Source organism: Streptomyces sp. NRRL F-5755 (genome assembly GCF_001279365.1).
Lineage (GTDB): Bacteria > Actinomycetota > Actinomycetes > Streptomycetales > Streptomycetaceae > Streptomyces > Streptomyces rimosus.
Genome location: NZ_LGCW01000267.1, coordinates 36,216 through 61,584, shown reverse-complemented (window position 1 = coordinate 61,584; position 25,369 = coordinate 36,216). Strand labels below are relative to the sequence as shown.

The 25,369-nt window shown below is 69.4% G+C and carries 25 protein-coding genes and 4 pseudogenes; 20 read left to right on the top strand and 9 right to left on the bottom strand.

The genetic code is table 11. The annotated features are described in order from the left end of the window. The first annotated feature begins 13 nt into the window (after positions 1 to 13). Complete coding sequence (locus ADK86_RS45260; RefSeq protein WP_267888808.1) at positions 14 to 148, top strand: hypothetical protein; 135 nt, start codon at positions 14 to 16, stop codon at positions 146 to 148. Between the two features lie 146 nt (positions 149 to 294). On the opposite strand, the gene ADK86_RS24210 is transcribed toward ADK86_RS45260, so the two are convergent. Then, positions 295 to 774 (bottom strand): CGNR zinc finger domain-containing protein, encoded by a 480-nt coding sequence (locus ADK86_RS24210; RefSeq protein WP_420718881.1) that lies wholly within the window; start codon positions 772 to 774, stop codon positions 295 to 297. Positions 775 to 852: 78 nt separating this feature from the next. On the opposite strand from ADK86_RS24210, the gene ADK86_RS24205 reads away from it, so the two are divergent. Continuing rightward, positions 853 to 2,298 carry an MFS transporter gene (locus tag ADK86_RS24205; protein WP_053698484.1) on the top strand — a complete coding sequence of 482 codons (1,446 nt, stop codon included), beginning with the start codon at positions 853 to 855 and terminating at the stop codon, positions 2,296 to 2,298. Positions 2,299 to 2,350: 52 nt separating this feature from the next. Next, the gene (locus ADK86_RS24200) at positions 2,351 to 3,472 is read left to right on the top strand and encodes an epoxide hydrolase family protein (protein ID WP_053698483.1); all 1,122 of its coding nucleotides are present in this window, start codon (positions 2,351 to 2,353) and stop codon (positions 3,470 to 3,472) included. Here ADK86_RS24200 and ADK86_RS45710 read toward each other — a convergent pair. Beyond that, positions 3,360 to 3,941: a hypothetical protein gene (locus tag ADK86_RS45710; RefSeq protein ID WP_420718882.1), complete on the bottom strand. Its 582-nt coding sequence runs from the start codon at positions 3,939 to 3,941 to the stop codon at positions 3,360 to 3,362. The two genes, ADK86_RS24200 and ADK86_RS45710, sit on opposite strands and share 113 nt — an antisense overlap. 272 nt (positions 3,942 to 4,213) lie before the next feature. Beyond that, a complete protein-coding gene (locus tag ADK86_RS24195) occupies positions 4,214 to 4,780 on the bottom strand; it encodes a TetR/AcrR family transcriptional regulator (RefSeq protein WP_053698482.1) in 567 nt (188 codons plus the stop codon). A 146-nt stretch (positions 4,781 to 4,926) separates the two neighbouring features. Here ADK86_RS24195 and ADK86_RS24190 point away from each other — a divergent pair, with 146 nt between their 5' ends. The 5 genes from ADK86_RS24190 to ADK86_RS44715 all read left to right on the top strand — a co-directional run bounded on the left by ADK86_RS24190 (position 4,927) and on the right by ADK86_RS44715 (position 8,052). Then, positions 4,927 to 5,874 (top strand): TIGR03564 family F420-dependent LLM class oxidoreductase, encoded by a 948-nt coding sequence (locus ADK86_RS24190; RefSeq protein WP_199834464.1) that lies wholly within the window; start codon positions 4,927 to 4,929, stop codon positions 5,872 to 5,874. A 378-nt stretch (positions 5,875 to 6,252) separates the two neighbouring features. After that, positions 6,253 to 6,828 (top strand): hypothetical protein, encoded by a 576-nt coding sequence (locus tag ADK86_RS24185; protein ID WP_053698481.1) that lies wholly within the window; start codon positions 6,253 to 6,255, stop codon positions 6,826 to 6,828. A 90-nt stretch (positions 6,829 to 6,918) separates the two neighbouring features. Further along, a complete protein-coding gene (locus tag ADK86_RS24180; protein WP_053698480.1) occupies positions 6,919 to 7,167 on the top strand; it encodes a hypothetical protein in 249 nt (82 codons plus the stop codon). Positions 7,168 to 7,170: 3 nt separating this feature from the next. After that, positions 7,171 to 7,548, top strand: coding sequence for a hypothetical protein (locus tag ADK86_RS24175; RefSeq protein WP_053698479.1), 378 nt, complete (start codon positions 7,171 to 7,173; stop codon positions 7,546 to 7,548). Between the two features lie 126 nt (positions 7,549 to 7,674). Further along, positions 7,675 to 8,052: a hypothetical protein gene (locus ADK86_RS44715; protein ID WP_234346004.1), complete on the top strand. Its 378-nt coding sequence runs from the start codon at positions 7,675 to 7,677 to the stop codon at positions 8,050 to 8,052. 91 nt (positions 8,053 to 8,143) lie between these two features. Here the strand turns inward: ADK86_RS44715 and ADK86_RS24165 are convergent, their stop codons facing one another. The 3 genes from ADK86_RS24165 to ADK86_RS43270 all read right to left on the bottom strand — a co-directional run bounded on the left by ADK86_RS24165 (position 8,144) and on the right by ADK86_RS43270 (position 10,559). Beyond that, a complete protein-coding gene (locus ADK86_RS24165; protein ID WP_234346003.1) occupies positions 8,144 to 9,034 on the bottom strand; it encodes a class I SAM-dependent methyltransferase in 891 nt (296 codons plus the stop codon). 142 nt (positions 9,035 to 9,176) lie between these two features. Then, the gene (locus ADK86_RS24160; protein WP_234346002.1) at positions 9,177 to 9,590 is read right to left on the bottom strand and encodes a transposase; all 414 of its coding nucleotides are present in this window, start codon (positions 9,588 to 9,590) and stop codon (positions 9,177 to 9,179) included. Between the two features lie 393 nt (positions 9,591 to 9,983). Further along, complete coding sequence (locus ADK86_RS43270; RefSeq protein WP_159393936.1) at positions 9,984 to 10,559, bottom strand: hypothetical protein; 576 nt, start codon at positions 10,557 to 10,559, stop codon at positions 9,984 to 9,986. Positions 10,560 to 11,144: 585 nt separating this feature from the next. On the opposite strand from ADK86_RS43270, the gene ADK86_RS24150 reads away from it, so the two are divergent. Both ADK86_RS24150 and ADK86_RS24145 read left to right on the top strand, forming a co-directional pair. After that, entirely contained in the window at positions 11,145 to 11,717 is a 573-nt protein-coding gene (locus ADK86_RS24150) for a hypothetical protein (RefSeq protein WP_234346001.1), read from the top strand. A gap of 68 nt (positions 11,718 to 11,785) precedes the next feature. Then, a pseudogene (locus ADK86_RS24145) lies at positions 11,786 to 13,322 on the top strand (ISKra4 family transposase). Between the two features lie 37 nt (positions 13,323 to 13,359). Here the strand turns inward: ADK86_RS24145 and ADK86_RS24140 are convergent. Next, complete coding sequence (locus ADK86_RS24140) at positions 13,360 to 13,821, bottom strand: DUF4279 domain-containing protein (RefSeq protein WP_053698476.1); 462 nt, start codon at positions 13,819 to 13,821, stop codon at positions 13,360 to 13,362. A gap of 161 nt (positions 13,822 to 13,982) precedes the next feature. Between ADK86_RS24140 and ADK86_RS24135 the strand changes: the two are divergent. Further along, positions 13,983 to 14,276: pseudogene (locus ADK86_RS24135) on the top strand (DNA-binding protein); the annotation flags it as partial. Then, complete coding sequence (locus ADK86_RS44710; RefSeq protein ID WP_234346000.1) at positions 14,276 to 14,797, top strand: hypothetical protein; 522 nt, start codon at positions 14,276 to 14,278, stop codon at positions 14,795 to 14,797. The pseudogene ADK86_RS24135 and the gene ADK86_RS44710, both read left to right, overlap by 1 nt. Positions 14,798 to 14,880: 83 nt before the next feature. Here the strand turns inward: ADK86_RS44710 and ADK86_RS43265 are convergent, their stop codons facing one another. Then, positions 14,881 to 15,057: a hypothetical protein gene (locus ADK86_RS43265; protein ID WP_159393935.1), complete on the bottom strand. Its 177-nt coding sequence runs from the start codon at positions 15,055 to 15,057 to the stop codon at positions 14,881 to 14,883. 424 nt (positions 15,058 to 15,481) lie between these two features. Here ADK86_RS43265 and ADK86_RS44705 point away from each other — a divergent pair. The 4 genes and pseudogenes from ADK86_RS44705 to ADK86_RS24110 form a co-directional block, all read left to right on the top strand. After that, a pseudogene (locus ADK86_RS44705) lies at positions 15,482 to 16,860 on the top strand (hypothetical protein). A gap of 96 nt (positions 16,861 to 16,956) precedes the next feature. After that, positions 16,957 to 17,523, top strand: a complete 567-nt coding sequence (locus ADK86_RS44695) for a WD40 repeat domain-containing protein (protein WP_053698473.1) — start codon at positions 16,957 to 16,959, stop codon at positions 17,521 to 17,523. Between the two features lie 285 nt (positions 17,524 to 17,808). Continuing rightward, positions 17,809 to 17,934, top strand: coding sequence for a hypothetical protein (locus tag ADK86_RS45255; protein ID WP_267888807.1), 126 nt, complete (start codon positions 17,809 to 17,811; stop codon positions 17,932 to 17,934). 13 nt (positions 17,935 to 17,947) lie between these two features. Beyond that, a pseudogene (locus ADK86_RS24110) lies at positions 17,948 to 18,842 on the top strand (IS5 family transposase); the annotation flags it as partial. A 388-nt stretch (positions 18,843 to 19,230) separates the two neighbouring features. On the opposite strand, the gene ADK86_RS24105 reads toward ADK86_RS24110, so the two are convergent. Next, positions 19,231 to 20,184: a ribosome-inactivating family protein gene (locus ADK86_RS24105; RefSeq protein WP_053698472.1), complete on the bottom strand. Its 954-nt coding sequence runs from the start codon at positions 20,182 to 20,184 to the stop codon at positions 19,231 to 19,233. Between the two features lie 715 nt (positions 20,185 to 20,899). Between ADK86_RS24105 and ADK86_RS24100 the strand changes: the two genes are divergently transcribed. The 4 genes from ADK86_RS24100 to ADK86_RS24085 all read left to right on the top strand — a co-directional run bounded on the left by ADK86_RS24100 (position 20,900) and on the right by ADK86_RS24085 (position 25,367). Continuing rightward, on the top strand, positions 20,900 to 21,811 hold the full coding sequence (locus tag ADK86_RS24100; protein ID WP_159393933.1) for a hypothetical protein: 912 nt from the start codon (positions 20,900 to 20,902) through the stop codon (positions 21,809 to 21,811). A gap of 670 nt (positions 21,812 to 22,481) precedes the next feature. Continuing rightward, a complete protein-coding gene (locus ADK86_RS24095; protein WP_234345999.1) occupies positions 22,482 to 23,876 on the top strand; it encodes a radical SAM protein in 1,395 nt (464 codons plus the stop codon). Further along, the gene (locus tag ADK86_RS24090; RefSeq protein ID WP_053698469.1) at positions 23,860 to 24,579 is read left to right on the top strand and encodes a hypothetical protein; all 720 of its coding nucleotides are present in this window, start codon (positions 23,860 to 23,862) and stop codon (positions 24,577 to 24,579) included. Before ADK86_RS24095 ends, ADK86_RS24090 begins: the two co-directional genes overlap by 17 nt. Then, positions 24,576 to 25,367 (top strand): hypothetical protein, encoded by a 792-nt coding sequence (locus ADK86_RS24085; RefSeq protein WP_053698468.1) that lies wholly within the window; start codon positions 24,576 to 24,578, stop codon positions 25,365 to 25,367. The genes ADK86_RS24090 and ADK86_RS24085 overlap by 4 nt, the downstream gene beginning before the upstream one ends. Positions 25,368 to 25,369: the final 2 nt, after the last annotated feature.

Here is a 25,369-nt window from a genome sequence, read left to right as displayed (position 1 = left end):
CGCCCTCGGCGGGATGTCCGCGGCCCACGAGCTGTTCGCCACGGTCATCCTGTCGCGGTTCACGGCCGACACCTGGCGGCGCCTCGCCCCGATGGCCGACCCCGCCCCGAAGAAGCAGAACCCGCACCCGGGCCGCTTCGCGGCCTAGGGACGTCGGTAGGAACAACGGAACAGCCGTGGGCGCTAAGCGCGTGATCTTGGGCCCTTAGCACAATGATCCACTCTGCTGCCGGGGTTCGGCGAAGTTCGTATGAGCGGTGTGGTGTGGGGCTACCGTCCGCCGGGTGCCGGCGCTCAACGCGGGCTGCGTCGGCTCCGGTAGGCCGCGACGCTGGCCCGGTGTGAGCAGGTTCGGGTGCAGTACTGCTTCGAGCCGTTGCGTGAGAGGTCCACGAAGGTGGCCCGGCAGGTCGGCCCGGCACATACGCCGAGACGAGCGGGGCCGAGCGTGGCGATCACGGAGGCCAGTGCGCTGCGCAGTACCGGGGTGGCGCGGCTGCGGCGCAGACCGTCGTTGATCAGAGCCGCGGCTTCGGCCGCGTCCGTGTTCGCCTGTTCGAGCACCTCGCGCAGCGTCTCGCGCAACGCGCGGACTTCTGCCAGGTCGGCGCGGGTGAGATGCCGCGGACCGGTCCTTCGGTTCGCGGCTGAACTCGGTGGCTCAGCCACGGGGTGGTCGTCAAGGAAGTCCCGGAGCTGCTCCACGGTCTCCAGCGCGTCCTCTCCCTTGACCGGCCTCAAGGTGTTGGCCAGGTCGACGGCCGTCTGGACCACCCATGGACTGTAATACGCATCCCGCATTTGACGTATCTCCTCACTGCTCCGTAGCGTTACACGCAAAGGAGCTTTCGCATGTCACAACATACCCGGCAGGGGACGACGCCGCAGACGATCCCGCCTGGAGGTACTCCGGCACCGGGGCGAACGGACGCCCCGGACGGGCGTCGGCTGGGGCTGACTTTGGGGATGCTGGTGCTGCCGATGTACGTGGCACTGGGAGCACCGTCGGTGGCCCTGCCGGCCATCGGTCGCGCACTCGCGGTGCCGTTCGGGGCCACCGCATGGATTCTCGCCGCGTGGTCGCTGACCTCCGCGCTCGCGATGCCGGTCGCGGGTCGGTTGCTGGTCCGCTGGAGCCCCTTCCAGGTCCTGGTCGCCGGGGTCATGGCGCTCGCCGCGGGCTCCGCGCTCGCCGGAGCCGGGCCGGCACTGTCCGTCGTGATCATCGGCCGACTGATCGGCGGCGCTGGGGCGGGCGCGACGGTGATCGCCGTCTTTGCCGCGGCCACCGCCCTTCCCGGGCGGCAACGGATCCGCGTCCTGGGCATCATCGCGGCGGCCAGCGCGACGGCGTCGGGGTGCGGGACACTGATAGGCGGGGCGGTGACCGCATGGCTCGGGTGGCGTGCCGTGCTCGCGATCCCGGTCCTCGCGCTGCCCCTTCTGCTGGCCGCCTTGCCGGGCAGGCGCGCGCTGACGCGGAGCGGTGGCGGCGAGCGAAACGGCTCGACCGGGCGACTCGATATCGTCGGCGCGGCCGTGCTGTCGGTACTCGCCGGCTCCGTGATCACGTTGCTGCAGGCACCCTCGGTCGGCCTGCCCGCTCCGGTCACGCTCGTCGTGGCCGCCGCCGGGGCGCTCGCCGCCGTGGGACTGTGGTGGCGCGTGCGCAGCACGCCCGACGGGTTCGTGCCTCGGCGGGTGATCGCATCCCGCGGCTTCCTGGCGGCCGGGCTCATCGGCGGGACCGTCTTCGCCGGCTACTACGGGGTGCTGTTCCGCGCCCCGTCCCTGATCGAGCAGGCCACGGGCGGTGGCCCCCTGGAAGCCGGCGTGCTCCTGGTCCCGGCTGCCGCCTGCTCGGTGCTGGCCGGGCGGCTGGTCGGCACCTTGGCCGACCTGTTCACCGGCTGGCAGGTGTCGGCCGGGCTTGCGGCACTCACCGTCATCGGCGTGCTCGTGGTCGCGGTCGCCACCGCGCCGGTCCTGATCGTCATCGGCACGGCCCTGACCGTGTGCGGGTTCGCCGGCGCCCAAGCCGTACTGGTGAGCCTCGCGCCGGACCTGGTCGCCGCGGACGACCGCGACACCGCACAGGGCCTGCTCAACTTCATGAACGTCCTGGGCGGCGGGATCGGTCCGGCCGCTGTCGCGGGTCTGTCCGGCATCGTGCCGGCGCCGGTGGCCCTTGCCGTGCTCGCGGTACTCCCCCTGTTCGGGCTCGTCCTCAGCCTGACCCGGCGCCCTACCGCCGGCCGCCGCCCCGGACCCGGTGCCACGCGTGGGAGCCCGCGCTGACAGTTCACCTGCATCTGATCCGACAACGCCTCGACCAGCAAGGAGCCTTGCCATGCCCGCCGAGCCATTCGAGGTCAGCATCACCGAAGCCGAGATCGAGGACCTGCGTGAACGATTGCGACGGACACGGTGGCCCGAGCGCGAGCCGGTGGACGACTGGTCACAGGGGCTGCCGCTGGCGTACGCGCAGGAGCTGTGCCGCAGCTGGGCCGAGGACTACGACTTCGGGTTCGCCGAGCGGCTGAACGTCTTCCCGCAGTATCGCGACACCATCGACGGGCTGGGCCTCCACTTCCTGCACGTCCGCTCACCGGAGCCGGACGCGTTCCCGCTCGTGCTCACGCACGGGTGGCCGGGTTCGGTGCTCGAATTCCTGGAGGTCCTCGGCCCGCTGACCGACCCCCGCGCGCACGGCGGTGACCCGGCGGACGCGTTCCACGTGGTCGCGCCGTCGTTGCCCGGGTACGGCTGGAGCGACAAACCGTCGACGACCGGGTGGGGCATCACTCGCACCGCGCGCGCCTGGGACACCCTGATGGTCTCGCTGGGTTACGAACGGTACGGCGCGCAGGGCGGTGACTGGGGTTCGGCGGTGTCCGGGGCGCTGGGCGAGGTGGCGCCCGAGCGGGTCGCCGGCGTGCACCTGAACCTGGGATCCGTGGCGGCGGGCACGTTCGACGACCCGACGCCCGCGGAGCTGGCGAATCTGGAGGCGGAGCAGGAGATGCAGCGCACGGGCCGGGGATACTCGGCGATCCAGGCGACCCGGCCGCAGACGCTCGGCTACGGCCTCACCGACTCCCCGGCCGGGCAAGCCGCCTGGATCGCCGAGAAGTTCTGGGCATGGACGGACAACGACGGCCATCCCGAGGACGCGTTGTCGCGGCAGACCATCCTCGACGAGATCTCGGTCTATTGGTTCACCGCGTCGGCCACATCATCGGCGCGCCTGTACTGGGAGAGCTTCGCCAACTTCCGGGACAAGGTGACCGCGCCATCCGGGCTGTCGGTCTACCCACGCGACATCACCCGCCCGTCGAGGCGGGAGGCCGAGCTGCGGTTCACCGACCTGCGCTGGTTCGAGGAACTGCCGCACGGCGGCCACTTCGCCGCGCTGGAGCAGCCCGAGTCGCTGGTCGAGCAGGTGCGCGGGTTCTTCCGCCTGTTCCGCTGACTGTCCGCGACCGGCCCATGAACGAGGCCATGGCCACCGTGTGCCTGCCCCTGGTCGCCACCGGCGCACACGACCGCGTCCTGGGCGTCGCGTCCGCCACCGCCCCGGCACCCTCATCGAGATGGCCACCAACTACGGCTTCAGCTGCCGACTCGCGGCTCAGCGCCCGTGGGCTTCTCATCGCGGTGTCCTGACGGCGGGGCCTTTGACGTGCGTATATGTCGGGCCGTGTGGCGCAGCGAGTGGAGATGCCCGGAACATGGGTTGCAAAATCGCAGGTCACTTTCATGCGAGTCGGCAACAGGCGAGGGCAGGGTGGCTGTGTAGGTGACCGTGACGTACCGGCCGCGGGGATCGCGGCCGGGGCGTCGTAGGCGCCCATCTGCGACAGATCGGCGGCCGGGACCGTGACGCCGGTCTCCTCCTGGAGTTCGCGGGCGGCGGCCGGACTCGTCTCCCCGCCATCCACGTGACCGCCCGGCGAAGCAGGCGGGTTCGCCGATTTCTGGCCGGGGCGTTGCAGGAACTGGCGCGTGAGTGGTTCACCGGCAGCTATGAGTATGACCGGTTCGCAGCCGAAGGGGTCCTGGGCATCTGAGCCCACCGCCGTCGCCGACCACGTCCTGACCACCGGCGACCTCTCCGCACTCCCTGGCCGACAACACCCCGCAGAATGAAGCGTCCGGTATTGGCTGTCCGCGGTTGAGGTCCCCGACGGCCACAGCCGGTATCGATGTGGCGTTACCAGCTGCGTGCGGTGTGGTGCAGATCCTCGAAGCTCGTGTGCAGGTGATGCCCGAGCGTGCCGTACTGCGGATCGGCCAGCCACCGGGCTGCGGCGAGCTGGTATGTGGTGACGGAGACCGCGGCGGTCAGCGTGGCCGCCGGGTCGGGGATGCCCCGTGTGCGCAGCGCGGCGGTGATCGCCTCACCAAGGGCTGCCAGTTTCGCCCATTCGCGTTCTCGCAGATCGGTATGTGCGTCGAGAATGCGCCTGCGGCGCTGTGCTGCCTCCCGGCGCTGGTCGAACCAGTCACTGCCGGCGATGAATGCCGCATTGACCGCGTCGAGCGGGGACTGCTTGGCGGGTGCCGCTCCCACCGCTTCGCGGACCTTGGCGATGAACGAGTCCTGCTCGGGGAAGAGCACCTCGCGTTTGTCGGCGAAGTGGTTGTAGAAGGTGCGCTCGGTCAGGCCGGCTCGCGTCGCGATCTCGGCGACGGTCGTGCGTTCGTAGCCGCGCTCGGTGAACAACTCGATCGCGGCTTCCTGCAGTCGTTCCTGCGTGCCGCCCGGCCATCGTCCCATGACACGCAGAGTAGTGACTACAGAAACTGCAATCAAACTGTACGGTGATTGCAGACCCTGTAATCACTGTGGTGCTGCGGGACGACGGAGGCCGCGGCGGTGAAGACGACGTGAGTCATGTGAAGCGGATCACGAAGGAGCTCGTGATGGACACTGCCGGAACGAGGGTCGGAGTGTTTCTGGGAGGCACGTTCGCGCAGGAACCTGGCATGACCAACCTTGTGGACCGGGCTGTGGAGTTCGCGCACGAGGTGGCCGACGCCGGGGTGCGCACCGTGTGGTTCGGACAGGCGGCGGATTACGACGCGCCCCAGCTCGCCGGGCTGGTGGGCCGGGCGGAACCCAGGGTCTGCGTAGGTACCTCGGTCGTGCCGATATATCCGCGCCATCCGCTGCTGCTCGCGGCTGCGGCGAAGACGGCGCAGGCGGCTGCCGCAGGGCGCTTCCGGCTCGGCGTCGGACTCGGTGCGCGCACTGTTCTCGAGCCGCAGTTCGGCCTGCCGTATCCGCCGCAGATCCAGCACCTGCGCGAGTACCTCACCGCGCTGCGCCCGCTGCTGGACGGCGACGACGCCGCCTTCGTGGGGGAAACGCTGACATCGCGTCCGGTCGGCTCGACGGGCGTGGCCGGGGCTTCCCCGGCGGTCTCGGTGCTGGTGGCTGCGATGGGGCCGCGGGCCCTCGCGGCCGCGGGCGAGCTGGCCGAGGGAACGATTCCGTTCCTCGCCGGGCCTCGTACCCTCGCCGAACAGATCGTGCCGGCCATCACCGAAGCCGCCGCCGCGGCCGGACGGCCGGCCCCGCAGATCGTGGCCGGGGTGCCCGCGGTGGTCACTGACGACGCCGCAGCCGCCCGCGACCGCGTCTCGGCCGCCCTCGGCTTCTACGACAGCATCCCGTCCTACCAGAAGGTCATCGCGACCGAGGGGCTGTCGAGCGCGGCGGACCTGCTGATCGCCGGCGACGAGGCCACTGTCACTGCCGGTCTGCGCCGCTACTTCGACGCCGGGGCCACCGAAGTCATGATCACTCACACCGACCTCTTCGACGCGCAAGACCGCGCTCGGACCTGGGCTATCGCCCGGCTTCTGTGACTCGGGACCGAACCGGCCGCACCGCCCCCTCCGGCTTCTCCCGCCGTGATCGCTGTGCGGTTCTCGACCGCCCGGTCTACCACCCCCGCGGAAAGGCAGGACCACCGACCAAGCTCCGGCGGGGCCGGGTGCCGACTCGCGGCTCAGCGTCCGTGGACCTCTCATCGCGGTGTCCTGACGGCGGGGCCTTTGACGTGCGTATATGTCGGGCCGTGTGGCGCAGCGAGTGCGAGATGCCCGGAACATGGACTGCAAAATCGCAGGTCACTTTCATGCGAGTCGGCACCGAGGGCCGGGGACTGGGGGAGATGAAGGTCAAGAGCGACCGCGACGGCGAACCTGTCACCTACACCGTCACCGCGCCTGCGGGGTGCGCTGATGGCCGGGCGGTGGATGGACTTCGGCCGCTACAACGCCCAGGGCATGGGCGGCGGCGACGCCCTCGGCCTGGGTATCGAGCGCATGGTGACGGGCTTGCAGTCCTCGCCGCACTCGGAGCGGGGTATCGCCGCCCGCCTGCGCTACCTCACGGCCTCCGAGGCCGGCTACGCGGCGATGGAGCGCGCGGGCATCAGCGTCACGGCCCGCACCCTGTATGCCTGGCTGGCCGAGGAGCGCTCCCCGAACGTGGCCAACCACGTGAAGCTGGACGACGCGTACTGGGACCTGCGCCGCCGCAATGTGGCCGCCGACCTCAAACGCCGCCTGATGTCGAGCGGCGGAACCCGCATCGAGATCAACCCGGTCGACCAGAGCCGGGTCGAAGGCCGTAACCAGCGGGACCTGGCCACCCGACGGCTGTCCGTACGCCCGCGGTTCTGGGACGCGGCGGTCGACGCGTGGCTGGCCGACGACGCCGACGCCTTGGACCGGATCTGGGATGACATCATCCCCGACCTCGGCTCCGACTACGACGCGTACAGCAACGTCTCCTCCATCGGCTGGGCCGCCTGAGCGGGAATCCCTGGCTGCACGCCCTTCCAAGCCGAGCGGTATCTCCGAAGAGGTATTCATGAAGGTAGTCGCGGGTGCATACTCGGAGGTATGGCAGACACGACCGTGAAGATCGATACCGAGACAAGAGACCGGCTGGCCGGCATCGCCGCCGCCCGGGGCACCAGTGTCCGTGCGCTGCTGGCGGAACTCGCCGTCCAGGAGGAGAACCAGCTCAAGCTGCGCGAGGCCACCGCGGCCTTCCGTGAGGTCATCGCCGAACCCGGAATCGCCGAGGCCTTCGACCGTGACTTCGGTGGCCTGCCCCAGGGCGCCGACAGCATGCACCGGGCGGCCTGAACCTTGGACCTGCACATCGACGTCCGCTGGCTGCTGGACCGGCAGGAGGAACTGCTCGGCAAGGAACTGGCCGTACGGGACTACTCCGGGCTCGTCGCCGCCGTGGCCCGGCACCGCGTGAACACCCCGCACATCGAGGTCGGCCAGCCCGACGCCTACTGGCGTGCGGCCGCGCTGCTGGAACAGCTGGTGCTGCTGCGGCCGCTGCCCGCCCGCAACGAGTACTTCGCCTACGGCGTCGCCGTGGCCTACATCCGGGCCTCCGGCGAGACCGTGGACGCCTCCTACGAACCGTGGCGCGACCTGATCAACGACATCCGCGCACTGCGCCTGACGGTGTACGACATCGCCGACCGGCTCCGGTCACTGCACCCCGCGTAACCGGACAGCCCCTCGCACCGAAGAGGAGAAGCGGACCCGACGACGCTTCCACGCAACCTCATGTGTCCAGCACTGGCTGAGCAGGAGCAGGGAAACCGGCCGGGAATGTGCGCTACACCTGGCGGCATGAAATTGACCGACCTCGGCCCGCTGATGGCCCGCCGCCAGGAAGGCGGCCTCGCTTCGACCGCTTCCGCATGGCAACCGCAGGTCAGGGCTCATGCGCGAGAGCAGGCTTCTGACTCCGGGGGCATGATGGTGCACGTCGTCGCCTGCTTCGGGTTCACCGCCTCCGGGGCCTCTGACGACGGCTGCGAGCGGCACATCACCACGCAGATCTCCCCCATCTACGCCGCTCAGACCCTCCAGCTTCAGGAGGCTGGGGCGACGGAAGACATCGCGGTCGCCGCGGGCCTGCTGGACCGGGGCGCCGCCGCTTCCTCGCGTGTCGTCGCGAGCAGCGAGGACGAGATGTCGGCGGAGCTGCCGGACCGGGTGGGCTGAGCCCGTACCGCCCCGGAGGGCCGCGCCGTACGACCGTACGGCGCGGCCCTCCGCCGTGTGCGGCCCCCGTTCCGCCAGCCCGGAGCCCGGTCTACGGCTTGCGCGCGAAGACCGCGACGGAGTCGAGCAGATCGACCTCCCGCCGGATGCGCCGGTGGTCGCTCCATTCCTTGACGAACTCCCGCGCGGCCTCGGGGTGCAGCTTCCCCAGGGCCTCCGGGTCGCTGACCAGGCCGGTCCAGTAGCGGTACCAGCCCTCCCACGTCCGGTCGCGGATCGAGGTCACATCCGGGTCGGTGAATCCGGCGTCGAGGAGCTGCCGGGTGTAGGTGTGCCGGTCGTACCAGTTGGCGTCCGGCACGCTGAACCGGTACAGGCTCAGGCGCGCGGACCTGAAGGTGGCCCGCGGGGTGGCGCCGCTCAACGGGATGGTGTCGATGGCGGCCAGGACGCCGCCGGGCTTCAGGACCCGCAGTGCTTCCGTGAAGAAGGCGCTGCGGGTGTTGAAGTGCAGAGCGGAGTCGAGGGCGACGACGCGGTCGAACACGCCGTCCGGGTAGGGAAGCCCGGTGGCGCTGCCGACGCGGAAGTCGGCCCGGTCCCGCAGTCCTTCCGACTCGGCCTGGGCACGGGCACCCGCGACGTGGCGCGGGGTCACCTCCAGTCCGTGGACCTTGTGAATCCGGTTGGCCCGCAGCCAGGCGAAGTCCTGCTCGCCGTAGCCGAAGCCGACGTCGAGGACGGTGTCGGCCGGCTCGAAGCCCGCAATTCCGGCGAGTTCGAGGGCCAGGTCCTCACCGGCCCGGTCCGGGTCGGCGGTGCCGTCCTTCCAGTAGCCGATGTTGATGTACCGGGTGGTCCGGTGCGCGAATTGCTTCTCTGGGTCGGCGAGTTCGTACAGCCGTCGAACGCGGGTGTCGGGATCGGATGTGGCGACGGCCTGGATGCCCTTGCCGATCGTCTTCACCTTGTTCAACACCACAGTCACTCCCTTCGGGGGGCGGAAGCTCGATCTGCCAGCGCACTCCACTCCGGTCGCGGAAATCCCTAGAGTCGCGGACGGCGCCCGGCGGCGCCGCGCCCCGACCGCACACCGGCCCCGGGGCGGCTCGGCGAGCGGCCTCTCATTGAGCGTTCGGGCGGGCGACGGGCTGGACGTCGATGCCGAGCCGGGCGCCGTGGTCGATGGCGCGGGTGCGGTGGCCGGCGTCCACCCAGGTCTTGGTCACGCGCGGGTGGGCCGCGGCGATGCGCGTCAGCAGGGTGGTGCCGGCCACGGTGTCGGACACGCTGGCAGCGGTGAACAGGACGGTCAGCAGCAGGCCGAGGGTGTCGCAGCCGAGGTAGCGTTTGCGGCCGATGATCCGCTTGCCGACGTTGTTGCCCTGGCCGGAGCGGTGGACGTTGGCGGAGGTCTTGATGGTCTGGGAGTCCAGCACGCACGCGGACGGCTCGGCGCCGCGGCCCTCGGCCTCGCCCCGAAAAGGCAGACCCCGCACTCGGGCCGCTTCCACGTCGTCCAGCACAACAGCACCCACGAGACGCAGGCGGGCCTGATGACCGACGCCGACGTCGTCAACTGGCTCACCGACCCGGACGACCCCGAGAGCTGACCCGGCGACGGACACACCACGGGCCCCGGGGAATCAGCCGTGACCTCGGCCAGGGACTTGTGCTTGCGCAGGTAGACCAAAGCCACCACCACCCGCTGTCAGGGGCGAAGCTTGCAGCGGCGCTCCCCTAGCGGGTGACGATCAGCATCGTGTCCCGCTCTACAAGCGCGTGTGACAGGTTCAGTGCGGCAGGGGAGACAACCCAAAAGGCCTCCAGGCAACCGAGCCGAGACGTCAGACACCTCGCTCGACAGCCCGGAGGCCTCGCCTGTCACGCACTGCCCGCAGTCACCCGGTCAGTGGCCACCCTGGAAATGCTTACTCAGCGCATGGGACGTCGATCTTGTAGGTGCGCTTGCCTGACTTCAACCACACGCCTGTCGGCTCATCGGGGTTGGACCAGCGGGGTCCGTCCTGCTCATAGGTGAACGTGACGTTGTAGGTTCCGCACTTCTGCATGGCCTTCCCTGCGTTGGTGCCCTTGCTGTCCGCGCGCGAGCCCTGCTTGCGGAACATCGCATACTCGGCGGTCCAGTCGCCCCTGGCTACGGTACCGTTGGCCGTCCAGCGAGCAGACCAGCGCTTGCTGGCGTTGTACCAGGCGCCGCCCCAGTAGTACGTGTTGCGGTCGGTCTTCACCTTCACCATCACGTTGCCGTCCGGCATCCCCGCCGGTATTAGGCACACCTGAGTGTCGGTGAAGGACCAGCCCTCCGCCCCGTAAAAGCTCTCCTTCGGGCCGCAGTACTCGCCCGGTGCCGGCTTAGCGGCCGGGGGCTCCGCCGCCGCAGCAGGACCAGTCAGCGCAGAACTCATCAACGCCACGGCCGCTGCCACCACAACGACCGTGCGGGCGGCGCACCCCCGGCCAGCGGCCCGATGCTTGAAACCCATATGTTCCCCTCCTGCCAGTGGGCGGCGAGTAAAGATCCCCTACCGACTACCGAGTCCGAACAGAAGGTATTCACCGTTTTTCAGCCAATCGGCCACTCGGGCGACGCAGGCACTGAGCGCTTTCCAACCTGCTTGTTTGGGAAGCTGTTGGGGTGATTACGTGGAAAAGCTCCTGGTAGACGGGTGGGTGTCGAGCAAAGAGCTTCCGCGTGCTCGTCTACCCAGCCGGGGCTGCCCGCCTCCCAGGTCCTGATCGGTCTCGGCGCTGACGGGAAGCCGGTCTGCGTCGACCTGGATGCCGACTCGCCGCACGTCCTGGTCAGCTCCGCCAGCGGCGGCACCACGACCACCCTGCGCACCCTGACCGCCCAGCTCCTGCTGCCGACTCGCGGCTCAGCGTCCGTTGGCCTCTCACGCCGGTGTCCTGATAACAGGGGCTCTGGCATGCGCTTACGTCGGGCTGTGTGGCGCAGCGGGTGCGAGGCACCGGGAACACGAACTGCAAAGGGTGCGGATCCTTTGAAGTGAAGCGTTTGAGCTGGGAGAACGCTGAGCGGGGTGTGCTGAGGGCCTGTGGTCTCTACCGTGACGGTGGAGGAGGGGTGCCGGATGGGCTCGTTGTTCGAGGAGTTGGAGGCCCGGGAGGCGGCTGCCCGGGGACAGGTGGAAGAGCTTGAGGCGGAATTGGCCGATCTGACAGGGCAGTTGGGAGAGGCCCGGGAGGGGCTGGAGCGATTGAGGATCGCCCGGGAGACGGTGGCCGAGGTGATGGCCGAGATGTCGGCGGACATCACGGTGGCTCCGGAGGAAGAGCTGCAGACTGATGGGGCGGAGGGTGAGGAGGCGTCGTCGCCGTACGCGGGGGCGGAACGCCGGGTGATGGGGGTGCTGACCGTGCCGAAGTGGCAGCCGGGCATGGGGGTTGATGTGCTGCCGCGGGTCTACCAGGACATCCTGGAGGTCGTCGCGGATGCGCCGGGGCCGGTGCGGGCCAAGCAGGTCGTTCCGCGGATCGGGCTGCCCGTGCAGGTGGGGAAAATCGAGACGACACGCTCGAAGCTGAAGCGGCTGGTCGAGCGGGGGTGGCTGGACGAGGCCGAGCCCGGGCTGTTCACTCCGGCCCGCCTTCGGGCGAATTCCTCGGCCGACTCCGAGTAAAAGCAGGGCTCTTCTCCCTAAAGTCGAAGGTGCCAACCGAATCGACCCAGCACGAGAAGAGCCCTGGGATGGAACCATATGCCTCACATATGAGTGCTGACCTGTTTGCCCGCTCAGTCAGTGCCTTCGAGTCGCTGATACACACCCTGTCTGGCGACGTGGCCCGTTCGTGGACCCACGCTCAGATGGAAGAACACCTGGAGGAAGCGGGGCGGGAGCTGTTGCGGCAGCTCTTCCAGGATCATCTGGACCTGCGGGCCCGCAGGGAACGGGACGCGGTGCGGACCGGAACTCACCCGCCGGTGATCGGCACGGACGGGCACTTTCGCCCGTGGCGGGAGACGGGTCACGCACGATGGCTGGCCTGCCTGTTCGGCCTGGTACGGGTGGAGCGGGTAGCCCACCGGGGGCCCGGTGCCACCAACGTCCACCCGGCCGACGTAGCCCTGGCGCTACCCGCGGGTCGGCATTCGATGGGGCTGCGGCGGCTCGCGGCCCTGGAGGCGGTGCGAGGCTCGTTCGACCAGGCTCAGCAGGCGATCGAGCGACGCTGCGGGGGAGTGCTGGGCAAACGGAGGCTCGAACAGCTCGTGGCCGCCGCCTCCGGCGACATCAACGCCTTCTACCGTCAGGTGATCCCCGTTCCCTCCAGCCGAGACGTGCTGCTGGTCCTTGAGGTCGACGGAAAGGGAGTGGTGATGAGGCCCGAAGCCCTGCGGCCCGCCACCCAGCGTGCCCGCCTCGCCTCCGCCCCGGGCGTCCACCGCAGTCGGCTCGCACCGGGTGAGAAAGCCCAACCGGAAGCGGATGGCCACCGTGGCCTGCGTTTTCGACGCCGTCCCGGCACCCAGGCGCCCGCACGATGTGATCCATCTGCCCGGCGGCCGCAGCACCACCCGTGCCCCGCGTCCGGGGCCGAAGGCCGAGCGGAAGTGGTGCACCGCCTCCCTCGTCCGTCCTCCCGAGCAGGTCGTCGCGGACGCCTTCGACCAGGCCGAGGCCCGCGATCCGCATCACCGGCGCTCTTGGATCGTGCCGGTCGACGGCGCCCGCCATCAGCTCGATCTGATCCATGCCGAGGCCGCCCGCCGGGACGTCACGGTCCACGTACTTCTCGACTTCGTGCATGTCAGTGAGTACGTGTGGACCGCGGCGCACGCCTTCCACAAGCCCGGCACCGCCGAGGCCGATGCGTGGGTCGCCACCCAGCTGACCACGGTCCTCGCAGGTCAAGCCACCCGCGCTGTTCGGGAGATGACGGCCCAGGCCGACCGGATCGGCCAAGAGGCCGGCAGGAAGGAAGCGGTCGAGGTCTGCTGCCGCTATCTGACCGGTCACCTCGACCAGCTCCGCTACGACATCGCCTTCGCCAAGGGGTGGCCGATCGCCACCGGCGCCGTCGAGGGCACCTGCCGTCACTTGATCAGCGACCGCCTCGACATCACCGGAGCCCGCTGGGGACTCACCGGTGCCGAAGCCGTCCTTCGACTCCGCGCACTGATCACGAACGGCAGTTTCGGGGACTACTGGAAATATCACGTCGCCAGCGAACATCGACGTCTCTACCCAGCCGACGGCCAGGACAGATACGCTCTCACCGCCTGACGCCACCCTCCTCTTTGAAAAGGATGGGGTATGCCGCTCAGCTGGCGTCCTCGTCGGGGGCCATATCGTACTCATCGACATCGAGTTCGGCTCCGACGGTGGTGAGGAAGTCCAAGACGTCGCGGTTCAGATGCCAGCCATAGAGATGGGGCACACGCGAAGTGTCCAGTTGGTCCTGGTCGGAATCGTTGAAGTAGCGCACGACCTGCAGCACTGCCCCGCCGCCGTCGGCAGTCACACGGCTGGCGACTTCGGCCAGACGGTTTGTGTGCGGGTGGAGCCGGTCGAGAATGCGGCTGATCTGCTCGTCGACGCAAAGATCTGGCTCCCGGCTGACAATCTTCCAGGAGTGGTTAACCGGAATCACCGCTGGCTCAGCGGATCGGCGGCTGCCCCGAAGGGACATCTCGTCGGGGACGATGCCCAACTCCGAGGTCATCTCCTGGGCGGAGATGCGTTCGCTGAACAAGGCAAAGTAGGCGTACTGGCGCAGGGGCATCTATAGATGATATCGGCGTCGAAACTGTTCTGAATGGGGTCGTCCTGGTGCATCTGAGGCCCACGAACACAACGCAGGTACTGCCGACGTTGCTTCGATCCGTCCCTCCAGAGGAGCTGCACCCACCTGCAAAGGTGCAGGACACTTTCGTGCGAGTCGGCACCAAGTTCGTCTCCACCCTGGGCGAGTCCGTTCACAACCGCGAGATCATGAGGCCGGACTGGATGCACCTGGTGCGCTCCCAGGCGTTCGCGAACCTGTGGAACCGCGCCTACAAGGCCCACCAGGCCGGCCTGACCGTCATCAGCGTGATGGGCACCGACGAGCTGCATGTCGCCGGCGACTGGCGCCCCGTCTTCCCCGAGGGCCGGGGCCTGGGGGAGATGAAGGTCAAGACCGACCGCGACGGCGCACCCGTCACCTACACCGTCACCACCCCTGACGGGACTCGCTGATGGCCGGCCGGTGGATGGACTTCGGCCGCTACAACGCCCAGGGCATGGGCGGCGGCGACGCCCTCGGCTACGGCATCGAGCGCATGGTGACGGGCTTGCAGTCCTCGCCGCACTCGGAGCGGGACATCGCCGCCCGTCTGCGCTACCTCACGGCCTCCGAGGCCGGCTACGCGGCGATGGAGCGCGCGGGCATCAACGTCATGACCCGCACCCTGTACGCGTGGCTGGCCGAGGAGCGCTCGCCGAACGCGGCCAACCGCCTGAAGCTGGATGAGGCGTACTGGGATCTGCGGCGCCGCAATGTGGCCGCCGACCTCAAACGCCGCCTGATGGCTCGTGCCACTGTGGCTGTTTTCTGCGCTGGCCGGAGCACTGAAGCCGGCAACAGCCAGCAGTCCGGCCGCAGCGCACACCGCGGCGCGCAGTCTCTTCTGCCTGGTCATGATCGAAGGCCTCACGGCTTTCCCTTCCTCTCCAGGGCGCGGAGTTTTCATTCATTGAGCTCACCCGCGCCTACCTGATGCGCTGGGTGCCAAGAAACACAGACGGGTTCGGCTGAGACTTCTTTCTGCTGGCGTCAGAAGGCTCCGTCAGGGCCGAGTACTCACCCCCGTGGAGTGCCCGGCCGTTTCGTACGGTGCGGGGTGTACGGAAGGCCACTGCGCCAGGGCCCGGCGAAGCCGTAGCAGGCGTTGATCAGAGTGCGGCTGGAGCCCGGCGGGCCTTCGACGGTGCTCAGCAGCCAGAGGGCGGCGGAGACCATGGCGCTGGCGGCTGCCACGTGCCAGCTCCGTGTCTGCCCAGAAGCGGAAGGCGCGAGGGCCGGGCTGTCCTCGCCCTGGCTGGTGCCGACATCGTGGCTCCCGGCACTGCTCACAGGCAGGGAGGGCCTCGGTCGTTAGCGCTCATCCGGTGCTCCTATTGGCGTGCCATCCGATGGGAACCCGCCGTGGGGCCTGTTCGCGTCGTACGCCCTGGCGGTGGCCGGCGCCGCGGGGAGCTGTCCGCCCCGGTGGCGCCGCTGACATCGACTTCAGCGGCCCGGCAATTGATCCGCAGCCGCCTTTCGCTGCCCCGATCAATTGCCACCCGCTCTGGTGACGCGGTTGGCAACCAATGCGGCAGGTGGTTCCGGACTCTTGTCCGGACAGAAAAGGGATGCGTACGTTGACGGGGAGCGGCGGGCGCAGCCGAGGAGGGCTGGGATGGGGCGTCAGGACAGGCGGGCCGGACGCAAGGAGCGCCCGCTGGACCCCGCGGCCGGGCCAGTGCAGGCTTTCGCGCACGCCCTGCGCGCTCTGCGCCAGGAGGCCGGTGGCCCTACCTACCGGGCCATGGCTGCGCGCAGCCGGTATGCGGCCAACACCCTTTCGGAGGCCGCCGCAGGCGAGCGGCTGCCCTCACTGGAGGTCACGCTGGCCTATGTCGCTGCCTGCGGTGGTGACGTAGCGGTCTGGGAGCGGCGCTGGCATCAGGTCGCTGGGGCCCAGGCTGCCCAGCCGCCCGACGACGACATTACCGATGGCCCCTACCGGGGCCTGGCCCGCTTCGAGCCCGGTGATCACGATCTGTTTTTCGGCCGCACCCAACTCACCGAAAACCTCCTGGACCTCGTAGCCGCCCACCGTGTCACCGTGGTCTTCGGGCCGTCCGGCAGCGGCAAGTCCTCTCTCCTGCGCGCTGGCCTCATCCCGCGCCTGCAGACCGCCGACGACCCGGCCCTGCGTCCGGCGGCGATCCGCATCTTCACCCCTGGGGCACGCCCGCTGCAGGAGCATGAACAACGCTTCGTTCCGGCCGGCGCGGCCGGGGTGACCTGGCTGGTCATCGACCAGTTCGAAGAGCTGTTCACACTGTGCACCGACCCGGAGGAGCGCACCGAGTTCCTGGAGCGGCTGCTGGCTGCCCGGGTCCCAGGCAACCGGCTACGGGTGGTTCTGGGCGTGCGGGCCGACTTCTACGCCCGCTGCCTGGAACACCAAGACCTGGCGGCCGTGGTCCGTGAGGCGAGCCTGCCCGTCACCGCGATGACACCGGCCGAGCTGCGCGAAGCGATCATCAAACCCGCCATGGCCGCCGGGCTGGTCGTCGAATGCGCCCTACCACCCGCCTCATCGACGAAGTCACCGGCGAACCCGGCGCCCTGCCGCTGCTGTCCCACGTCCTGCTGGAAACCTGGCGCCGCCGCCACGGCCGCACTCTGACCTTTGAGGCCTACGAGGCGGCCGGCGGCCTGCACGGCGCCATCGCCCAGAGCGCCGAAACCCTCTACATCCAGTTCACCGGCCCCCAGGCCACCGCGGCGCGCCGTATCTTGCTGCGCTTGATCTCGCCGGGAGGAGGCACTACACCTGATACGCGTCGCCCCATCGGCCACGACGAACTGGAGACCGGCGAGCGGACCGGCGCCGCGTACGTCCTGGACCGCTTCATCCACGCGCGGCTGCTCACGTCGGCCGGCGACAGCATCGATCTGGCCCACGAGGCGCTGATCACCGCATGGCCTCGGCTGCGGCAGTGGGTCGAGGAGGACCGCGAGCGTCTTCGCGTGCATCGCCGGCTGACGGAGGCCGCCGCCACATGAGACGCGCTCAACCGGGACGCGGGAGCCCTGTACCGCGGGGCCCGCCTGGCAACAGCGGAAGACACCTTCGCCGCATCCGCGGAGGACCTGACGGCTTTGGAGCGAAGCTTCCTCACCTGCAGCATCGCTGAGCGCGAGCGGGAACGGCTCGCGGCCGTGCGGACCACACAGCGCCTGCGCCGGTTCGCCACTGCCGTGTCCGTCCTGCTGGTCCTGGTCCTGGCGGCAGGACTGATCGCTTTTGACCAGTACCGCACCAGCGAGAACGAACGGCATCGAACCGTGGCCGAGCAGCAGGTCGCCCTGTCCCGACAACTGGCCGCACAGTCCACCAACCTGCTGAGCCGAAACCCCGACCTGGCCTGCCTGCTGGCGGTCCGCGCCTACCGCACCGCCCCTACCAAAGAGGCTGCCGAAAGCCTCTTTGCTGCTGCCCGCGTACCCCTGCGGCACCGGCTCACCGGCCACAAAGGTGCGGTGAACACCGTGGCCGTCAGCCCGGACGGACGCACCCTCGCCACCAGCGGAGACATAGATGGAACCGTGCAGTTGCGGGAACCGGACTTGAAGCTGCGCGCGACCACCGACTGGATAGAAACGGCCGTCTCGACGGGGCGGACGGACCTCGACGAGGCACTCGCGGTGCTGCTGCGGGGCGAGTAGCCGTGCGGGGCCATCCCGCGCACGTCCATGGCGAGGCGGTGCGCAAGGCACTGAGGGAGGGGCGGCCGGCAGAGGCGAGTCTGGCCCAGCTGTGCTATTCGACGGGACGGACGCCGTGCCAGGTGTGGGCGGGGATCAGGTTCCTGCGCAAGGTCGCGGTCAAGGAGGGGCTGCCGCCGGTGACGTACTCTCGGGCGGCCGGCGGCTTCCAGCTCTCGGAGGACCCGGACGTCTGGATCGCGTGCGAGCGGGCGATCTTCCGCCCAGCTGCACCGGATCGCCAACGTGATCGAGCAGGTCCTTGCCCCGCACGCCCGCCGCCAGCCCTCGGATGAGTGGGTGCGCCTCGCCCTGGAGCAGCTCGGCGGGGCCAAGGCTACCTTCGAGGTCCTGACCCGCATGGAACGCTAGAGACGGGTGTGACATGCGCGAACGCTGCTATCCCTCCGACATGAGCGATGCCGAGTGGGCGCTGATCTGCCCGCTGCTGCCGCCGCCGGCGGCGGCGAACCTGCCCACGGGCGGGCGCCCCGAGGTCTATGACCGGCGCGACGTCGTCGACGCCGTACGGTATGTGAACCGCACGGGCTGCCAGTGGCGCGCGGTCCCCGCGGATTTTCCTCCGTGGCGGACCGTGTTCCGCTGGTTCAGCAAGTGGCACGCCACCGGCGTCACCGCCCGGATCTGTGCCGTCCTGCACGAGCAGGTGCGGCTGCGCGAAGGCAAGAACCCGCGCTCGGTGACGGTGGTGGTCGACTCCCAGACCGTCAAGGTCGATGCCGCCGTCCCCCGCTCGACCACCGGCTACGACCCGGGGAAGAAGGCGACGGGACGCAAGCGCCACCTGGCCGTGGACACCAGAGGACTGCCGGTGATGATGATGGTCACCCCGGCCAGCGTCCACGACGCCCGCGACTTCCTCGTCCGCCTCCGCCTGGCCCACCCCGAGATCACCCTCGTCTGGGCCGACTCCGCCTACGGCGGCGAACTGGTCACCTGGGCAAAAGAGCGCCTGCACCTCACCCTCAAAACCGTCAACCGGCCCAAGACCAAGGGCTTTGTCCTGCTGCCAAAAAGATGGGTGGTGGAGCGTTCCATTTCCTGGCTCATGCAGTCCCGCCGCAACTGCCGCGACTACGAAAAACTGCCCCGGCACTCCGAAGCACACCTGGCCTGGACCGTTATGACCCTGATGACCCGCCGGCTCACCAAACCCGTCGCCGACTGGCGCGAACCCCAGCCCCCGCCACCTCCGCCTGTCCCGCCCCTGCGCATCCGGCTGCACCCCTGGACCGTCCGCCTCGCCCCCGCCGCACCGTGATCCGGAAGATCGCCCGGCTCAGTACCTGGTCCTCCGACCGGTTCGCCGCCGGGCCTGCTGTGCCCTTGATGTGGCATGCCCCGGACTATCTCGTACGCCGCTCCGACGGTTCGGCCGCCGTCGCCGATGCCCGGGCGGACAACCGGACTGGGCCGAAGGATGCCGAAGCGTTCGAGGCGACATGCCTGCTCGGCACAGCTTCGCGGGCGATGGCAACGGCGGCGCCGGGGGTCCAAGCTGGCCGCCGGCCGGTACGGGAGCTGGTCCGGTCCCGGCCGCCTCCCGCACGCGCCGGGAACCGGCAGTGCGGAAGGAAGGCCGGGGCCATGGTCTTGCTCCGCGTGCCTTTCTGGGCCGAACCGGGACAGTGGTGCGGCACCCGAAGGTCAGCGGCCGCTCTTAAAGAGCGCGAGGAAGGGAGCAATCCGCGGGAGGTTCGGAGTCCCGTAGTTGATCTGGTTCACGTTGGTGTAGTTGCGGTCGTCGATGCGCACGGTGGGCGGGGGGAAGCCCCCCAGGTCATAGTGCGCCAGGCGGGACAGGTCTGACCACGCATTCTGCAGCCCCAGACCGAAGGCCCCGATATGCATCGGATGGGTCGGATCGGTCGGGTCGGACCCGTGGTCGAGGACGGCGGCGACGCGCTCCTGCATCCAGCCGAAGCGGGCAGCCTCGGCGGTGGCGCCGATGATGTAGGCCAGAGGCAACCGCACCTCGTCGGTACGGCGGTCCCTGGTGTTGGCGATATTGCTCAGATGCACGTCCATCGTGATGCGGTCATACGGCAGGCGGCCGCGATCACCGTGCGGGTCGATGGTGTTGTAGTTCCCGTCGTAGCCCAAGCTCTGGAAGAGCCAGTTATGGTCGTCCGGATAGCGGTTGTGGTATTCCGCTTCCAGCGTGTGGTCAGTGTCGGAGAAGCGCCAGTGCCTACCGCGGTTGGTGTAGCCGAGGAGGTAGAGGTTGTCGCGGCTGAAGTAGAGCGCCAGGTGCATACCGGTTTCGGTCCACACCTGGACCTCGATGATCCGGTTGGTCCGCTGCCGCGGCGTGTCCAGCAGCGTAGAGCTGTTACCGGAGCCGTCCATGGGGTGCCCCGCGGCTTCGCGGAGTTGGGCCACCATCTGTCGGTACTCGTTCCCTAGGCGTCGCCGCGCCGGTTCATCTTCGCCAGCCGTGAGGTTCTCCGCGTGCCAGGTGATGATGGTCCACCGCTGGCTGCTCTCCGCGTGCGCCGGCTGCGCGGCGTTGCCGTACAGCAGGCCGCACACAGCGACCAGCGCGAGGAGCAGCACACCGAGCCGCCGGCCGGTGCGGCGTACTGCAGGAATCGGATGCATCGAAGTTCTCCCATAACGCTTCAGCGCGGAGCCTCCCAGCGAGGCCCGGCAGCAAAGTGACGGCGAGGAAGCAGCCAGCGGCGTGTGACGCACACCGGCGCTGCTCTGCCCATCAGTGACAGGCCGCCTGAGTAGATACGGCAGCCTGAGCCGGCCCCTGGGACCGAGGCGGACAACGCCAGGGCCACAGCGGACGGTCTTCACCTTGCCCTGCGGACCTAACGCTTTTCTAACGCCAGCACCACACCGCCCCCGCAGCGAACTGCCCCTATGCGTGACCCGCAGTATGCGGAAGGACCAGGGCGTGCGGCGCCCCGGTCAACCGCTAGCAGCGTGCTTCGCACACCATGTCTCCGGTGCGCCCACTTCGCTGGTTGAGGGATGAACGTCCTCCCCAGCGAGACGCCCCTGGCCCCGGAACCAGCCCGGTGCACTCGTCGGCAGCCCAACCACGCTGGCGAGCGGACCATCCGCCGATCACGCCCTGTGACGATCAGCGCAGGAAGCGGGACAGCTTCTGAAGCCGCTGGCCACCGGTGACGCGGACCGGCCCTACGCGTTTCGCCGTGACGGTCTGTCGTGGGCGCTGACCGTCTGCCTGCCCTATACGCCCGGCGGTCTGACGACGCTGCCGTGCTCCCGCCATGGCTGCCAGGGCACGGTGAGGGCCAGGCCCGCCGACACCGTCCGGTGCGATGACTGCGAGCTGGCGGCGGTGGAACGCAAGCACGTCGCCGCGGCCCGGCGCGAGGCAGCGGCGACGCGGCGGTCCGTGACGCCCTGCAGCCGGTGCGGTGAGCCGGCCTCCGCCGGGCTGTGCGGGGTGTGCTGGGCCGATGAGGAGACCGAGACCCTGGTCACGCAGGCCGTCGCGCTGGCGGCCGCGGGCTGCGGTGATCCCGACGACCCCGGGATGCCCGCGGTGTTGGCCGACATGGCCGAGCAGGAGGCTCGTTCCCGTATCCAGGACGCCTGCGCCCGCCTCGCCTCCGCCGGCGGAACCGACGAGGTGGTTGCCCTTCAGGCCCGGCTGACCGCGCAGTCCGTCGTCGATGAGTACCGGGCGACCGCCCTGCTGATGCTCGGCGACAGTAGCCCCCAAGCCGAGGCCGAGGCCCGCAGCGCCTACGCCGCACAGTTGCGGCGCCGCCACCTCCACCCCAGTGCCGAAGCGGCCCGGCAGGCCGCCCAGGAGGCCGGTAAGGAAGCCCGCCGCCGTACGGTCGAGTACCTGCTGACTCAGCGCAGCCGTGCCTGGCTCGCCGCTCGTTCCTCAGCGGCCGTGGCACCGGCGTCCGCGGCTCGTGCCGCGGCGTATGGAGCTGGCGCTGCCCGGGCCCGCGCCGTCGGCATCTACCGTCCCGTCCGGTACGGTCGTGCCGGGCAGAGCACGGACGCGGATCGCCTCCTGGCCCGCCCGGAGGTGAATGCGCTACGGGCTGCCGCCGACGTCGAGGAGACCGCCCTGCTGCGGGCGCAGATCGCCGCCGAGCTGCCCGGCCTGGCCGCCGTCACCGCCGCCCACCACGGGACCGTCTACGACATGCCGCCCCGCCCGAGCGCCGGCCAGGTTGTCCCTGGGGGATGCCACGATGAGGAATCTCCACTGAGGGGAATGCCGGTATAGAGACGGCGTACGTCACTCTTCCGTGTCGGCTCACCTCCGCCTGCACGGAGAGCACCATCGCCCGCCTGCACTGCCGGGCTGCTGGTCCGTCTTCTCGCGCGGAGATCACTACGCGCGACCGTAAAGCCGATGAGCGCGGGAAGCACCGGCTCCGGGGCGAAAGTCCGGTCGCACGGGGGTCTTGTTCGCCGATTCGAGGGTTCACTTGGCTCAGCCCTGTTTGGGGCGTCCTTGACTCGGGCCCTCACGCGTTGCCGGCTTTTTTGGTCCTGCTGGATTCCGGGGGAGGGGAATGCAGTGTCCTGTATCGACGAGTGTTCCCGTTTGCGCGGGAGCTCGGCTGTAGCGATGAGGTCAAGGCGCTGCTACAAGGTGCGCAGCTGCCTCAGCACCTGGTGCTGGGACAAGTGCCAGGGTCCGGTCCGCCGCATGCTGCGTTCTCCTGAGGCGGCTCGGGTGCTGGGCGCCCCCGGCAGCGGATGGGCTCGGCGGTGTCCCGGTTGAGTCTCTTTTTGTCTGTGGTGAAGGGGTGGGTTTGGGCATGGCTGACGTTTGTGTGCTGTTGGACTGTTACACCGTGGAGCCGAGTGGTCTGGGTGTGCCGCCCTTTGTGTCGACGTATGTGCGGGCGGCCTGGTCGGCTCTGCGGCGGGCCCGTCCGGGTGCGCAAGTGCGCTATCTGACGATCGATGATGTGCGCTGGTGCCTTGCGGGCGGGAAGCCGGAGGCCGAGCCTCCGGTGAGCGATGCGCGTACCTATTCGGCGACCGTGAACCGTGAGCGGGCCATTGCGCTGCTGCACGATGCTGAGGTGGTGGTCGTCGTCGCCGGGGACAAGGTGCCGTCGGTGCACCTGCACGCCGTCAACGGGAGCTTGGAGGAGATCTGCCGGGTGCTGGCCTGTGTGCGTGGGCGCCGGTACCTGCTGGGACCGCTGGCGACCTACGCGCGCATCAGCCCGCACGAGTTCGCGGGCTTGTTCGATGCGGTGCACACGCACAGCGTGACCTCCGGTGACCTGGTGGTCGGCAGCCGTGTGCCGGCCGACTACGGCCGGCTGCGTGCCGAGCGAGATTCCTTCGCTGGGTTGGTCGAGCAGATGTGCTGGCGGCCGATTGCCGAGCTGGAGCTCTACCGGGGCTGTACCCGTCGGGTGTTCTGCGATTTCTGCAATGAGCCGGGCAAGGCCCCGGTGGTTGCCTTCCGCAGTGTGGAGGACGTCCTGGAGGAGGCGCAGCAGCTGTATGCCGCCGGGGTGCGGCACTTCCGTCTGGGGCAGCAGACCTGTTTCTTCTCCTACCGCAACCGTGACGAGGAGGCGATCAGGGCGTTGCTGTCGGGGTTCTGGGAGCGGTGTCCGCAGTCGGTGGTGCTGCACATCGACAACGCCGATCCGCTGGCGGTGGCTTCGCCCGTCGGTGCTCGTATCGCCCGTCTGGTCGCGGAGTGGTGCACGGAGGGCAACTGTGCGCCGATGGGCATCGAGTCCTTTGACCGGCGTGTGATCGAGGAGAACCGTCTCACCTGTACGCCTGAGGTCCTGTTGCGGGCGGTAGCGCATGTCAACGAGGCGGGGGCCGTGCGGGGCCCGGGCGGTCTGCCAAAACTGCTGCCGGGCCTGAACCTGATCTACGGGCTGCCCGGTGAGAGTCATGGCACGCATATCGCCAACCTCACCTGGCTCGGCCGGATCCTGGAGGCGGGGTATCTGTGTCACCGCACCAATGTGCGCCAGGTGCGGGCCTACCCGGGCACCCCGCTGGCCGCCCTGCCCGGGCGCGAGCCGGTGCCCTCGGCGGAGCACTTCGCTTCCTGGAAGGCCGATATCGACCACGGCTGGGACCGGCCGATGAAGGAGCGGGTCTACCCGGTCGGGCTGGAGATTCCGGGCCTGCAGTCCTATTTCGTCGGCCGCAACGGCACGTGGTGGCGGCGCCTGGGCTCGTATTCGATCCAGGTCGTCGAAGAGCATGTGGCCACGCCGGTCGGTACGGCCAGGGATCTGATCGTCACTGGCCACGCTCCCCGCATGCTTTACGGGCGGCGTCGTGCGGCCGCGCGCTGACGACGTGCTCGGACTGCTCACTTCGTGGGACGAGCAGGCCGAGCGCACCGTGCGGATCGGGATGCTGTTGCCGTGGGCGAATGTGGCGGTGGAAGGCGAACTGCCGCGCCTGGGCCTGGTGCACACCGTCTTTCACTACACGCGTCTGGTGCCGGCCTCGCGCACCACCGCGGTCGACGCCGCGTTCTGGCACGGGCTGCGGTCGGCGGTCGCCGGCGGGCTCGATGCGCTGTCCCCGGTGCCGCTGGACGTTGTGTTCCTGGCGTGCACCTCGGCCGGCTTCCCGACCGGCCTTGCGCCGCCTGCCCTGCCGCCGGCTGTTCTGACCGCCTTCGATGCCCTGACCGGTGTGCTCACCCACCTCGGTGTCCGGCGCATCGTGCTGGCCACGCCGTACCCGCACACGGTCACCGCTGCCGAGGCGGCCGCTCTGGCCGCCTACGGCATCGAGACCACCGCCCACACGAGCCTGGGCCTGGCCGACGGCTTCCCCGCGGTGGCAGCAGGCCAGATCCGCACACTCGTCCAGCATCTCCCCCCTGCGGCGCTGCGCACCGCCGATGCCGTGGTGCTCTCGTGCACCGGCTGGCACACTCTGCCCGTCCTGGCCGAACTGCAGCAGGAGCTCGGGGTGCCGGTCTTCTCCTCCACCCTGGCCATGGCCCTGTATGCCGCCCGCCTCGCGATGGGAGAGCCCCTGTGAGAACCAGCTCAGGTGACAGAGTCCTGGCGCTCGTCGGACGCGCCGCGGACCTCGCCGACGTGCGCCGGGAGGTCGAGGCCAACCATGACGACAACCGGTGGTGGCCGACCGCCGTCACCGACTTCCGGGTGCGGATGCTCGCGGCCGGCTGGTCCAGCCGCATCTCCTACCGCATGGTCGACACCTACGCGCGCGTCATCCGCGACGCTGCGGCTCTCGGCTTCGATGCGCTGGCCGACAGCACCGATGTCGAAGTCGCCACACTGGTCGCCCCGCTTGGCCTGCCCCGGGCCCGCATCGCTTACCTGCGCTCCCTGAGCGAAGTGACCCAAAGGTGGGCCAAGGATGGCCTCGACCCGGCCACCGGCCCCCTCGACACCGACGCGATGATCCGTTCCTTTGCCGAGCAGGTCCACGGCGCCTCGTACAAGGTCGCCCAGTGCGCGCTGCTGTACGCCCGCGGCTACCACTGCGGCATCATCTCCGTCGACTCGGGCATGGTCAGCAAACTGGCCCCCGCCCTCGGCCTGCCCCTGCCGCCCGGCCCTGCGGCCCACGAACAGATGCGCCACCATCTCGAAGCCGCCGTCCGTTCCCGGCCATCGGCTTACCGCGCCCTGGCCGCCCGGCACACCCTCACCCTCCCCGCTGGTGCCGCCCCGACCTGGTGGACTCACCTCGTGCTCATCTACTTCAAACGCCTCTACCTCAACAGGCCCTCACCCCGCCTGTGCCCCCAACGCCCCCTGTGCCCCGAAATTCTCGACTGCATCCACCTGCGTCCCTGACC

Excerpts from the sequence above, each read along its gene's own strand:
- ADK86_RS45260 (WP_267888808.1), top strand. The coding sequence starts at position 14 with ATGTCCGCGGCCCACGAGCTGTTCGCCACGGTCATCCTGTCGCGGTTC.
- ADK86_RS24205 (WP_053698484.1), top strand. The coding sequence starts at position 853 with ATGTCACAACATACCCGGCAGGGGACGACGCCGCAGACGATCCCGCCT.
- ADK86_RS24200 (WP_053698483.1), top strand. The coding sequence starts at position 2,351 with ATGCCCGCCGAGCCATTCGAGGTCAGCATCACCGAAGCCGAGATCGAG.
- ADK86_RS24195 (WP_053698482.1), bottom strand. The coding sequence starts at position 4,780 with ATGGGACGATGGCCGGGCGGCACGCAGGAACGACTGCAGGAAGCCGCG.
- ADK86_RS24190 (WP_199834464.1), top strand. The coding sequence starts at position 4,927 with ATGGACACTGCCGGAACGAGGGTCGGAGTGTTTCTGGGAGGCACGTTC.
- ADK86_RS24185 (WP_053698481.1), top strand. The coding sequence starts at position 6,253 with ATGGCCGGGCGGTGGATGGACTTCGGCCGCTACAACGCCCAGGGCATG.
- ADK86_RS24180 (WP_053698480.1), top strand. The coding sequence starts at position 6,919 with ATGGCAGACACGACCGTGAAGATCGATACCGAGACAAGAGACCGGCTG.
- ADK86_RS44715 (WP_234346004.1), top strand. The coding sequence starts at position 7,675 with ATGAAATTGACCGACCTCGGCCCGCTGATGGCCCGCCGCCAGGAAGGC.
- ADK86_RS43270 (WP_159393936.1), bottom strand. The coding sequence starts at position 10,559 with ATGGGTTTCAAGCATCGGGCCGCTGGCCGGGGGTGCGCCGCCCGCACG.
- ADK86_RS24140 (WP_053698476.1), bottom strand. The coding sequence starts at position 13,821 with ATGCCCCTGCGCCAGTACGCCTACTTTGCCTTGTTCAGCGAACGCATC.
- ADK86_RS44710 (WP_234346000.1), top strand. The coding sequence starts at position 14,276 with ATGGCCGGCCGGTGGATGGACTTCGGCCGCTACAACGCCCAGGGCATG.
- ADK86_RS24105 (WP_053698472.1), bottom strand. The coding sequence starts at position 20,184 with ATGCATCCGATTCCTGCAGTACGCCGCACCGGCCGGCGGCTCGGTGTG.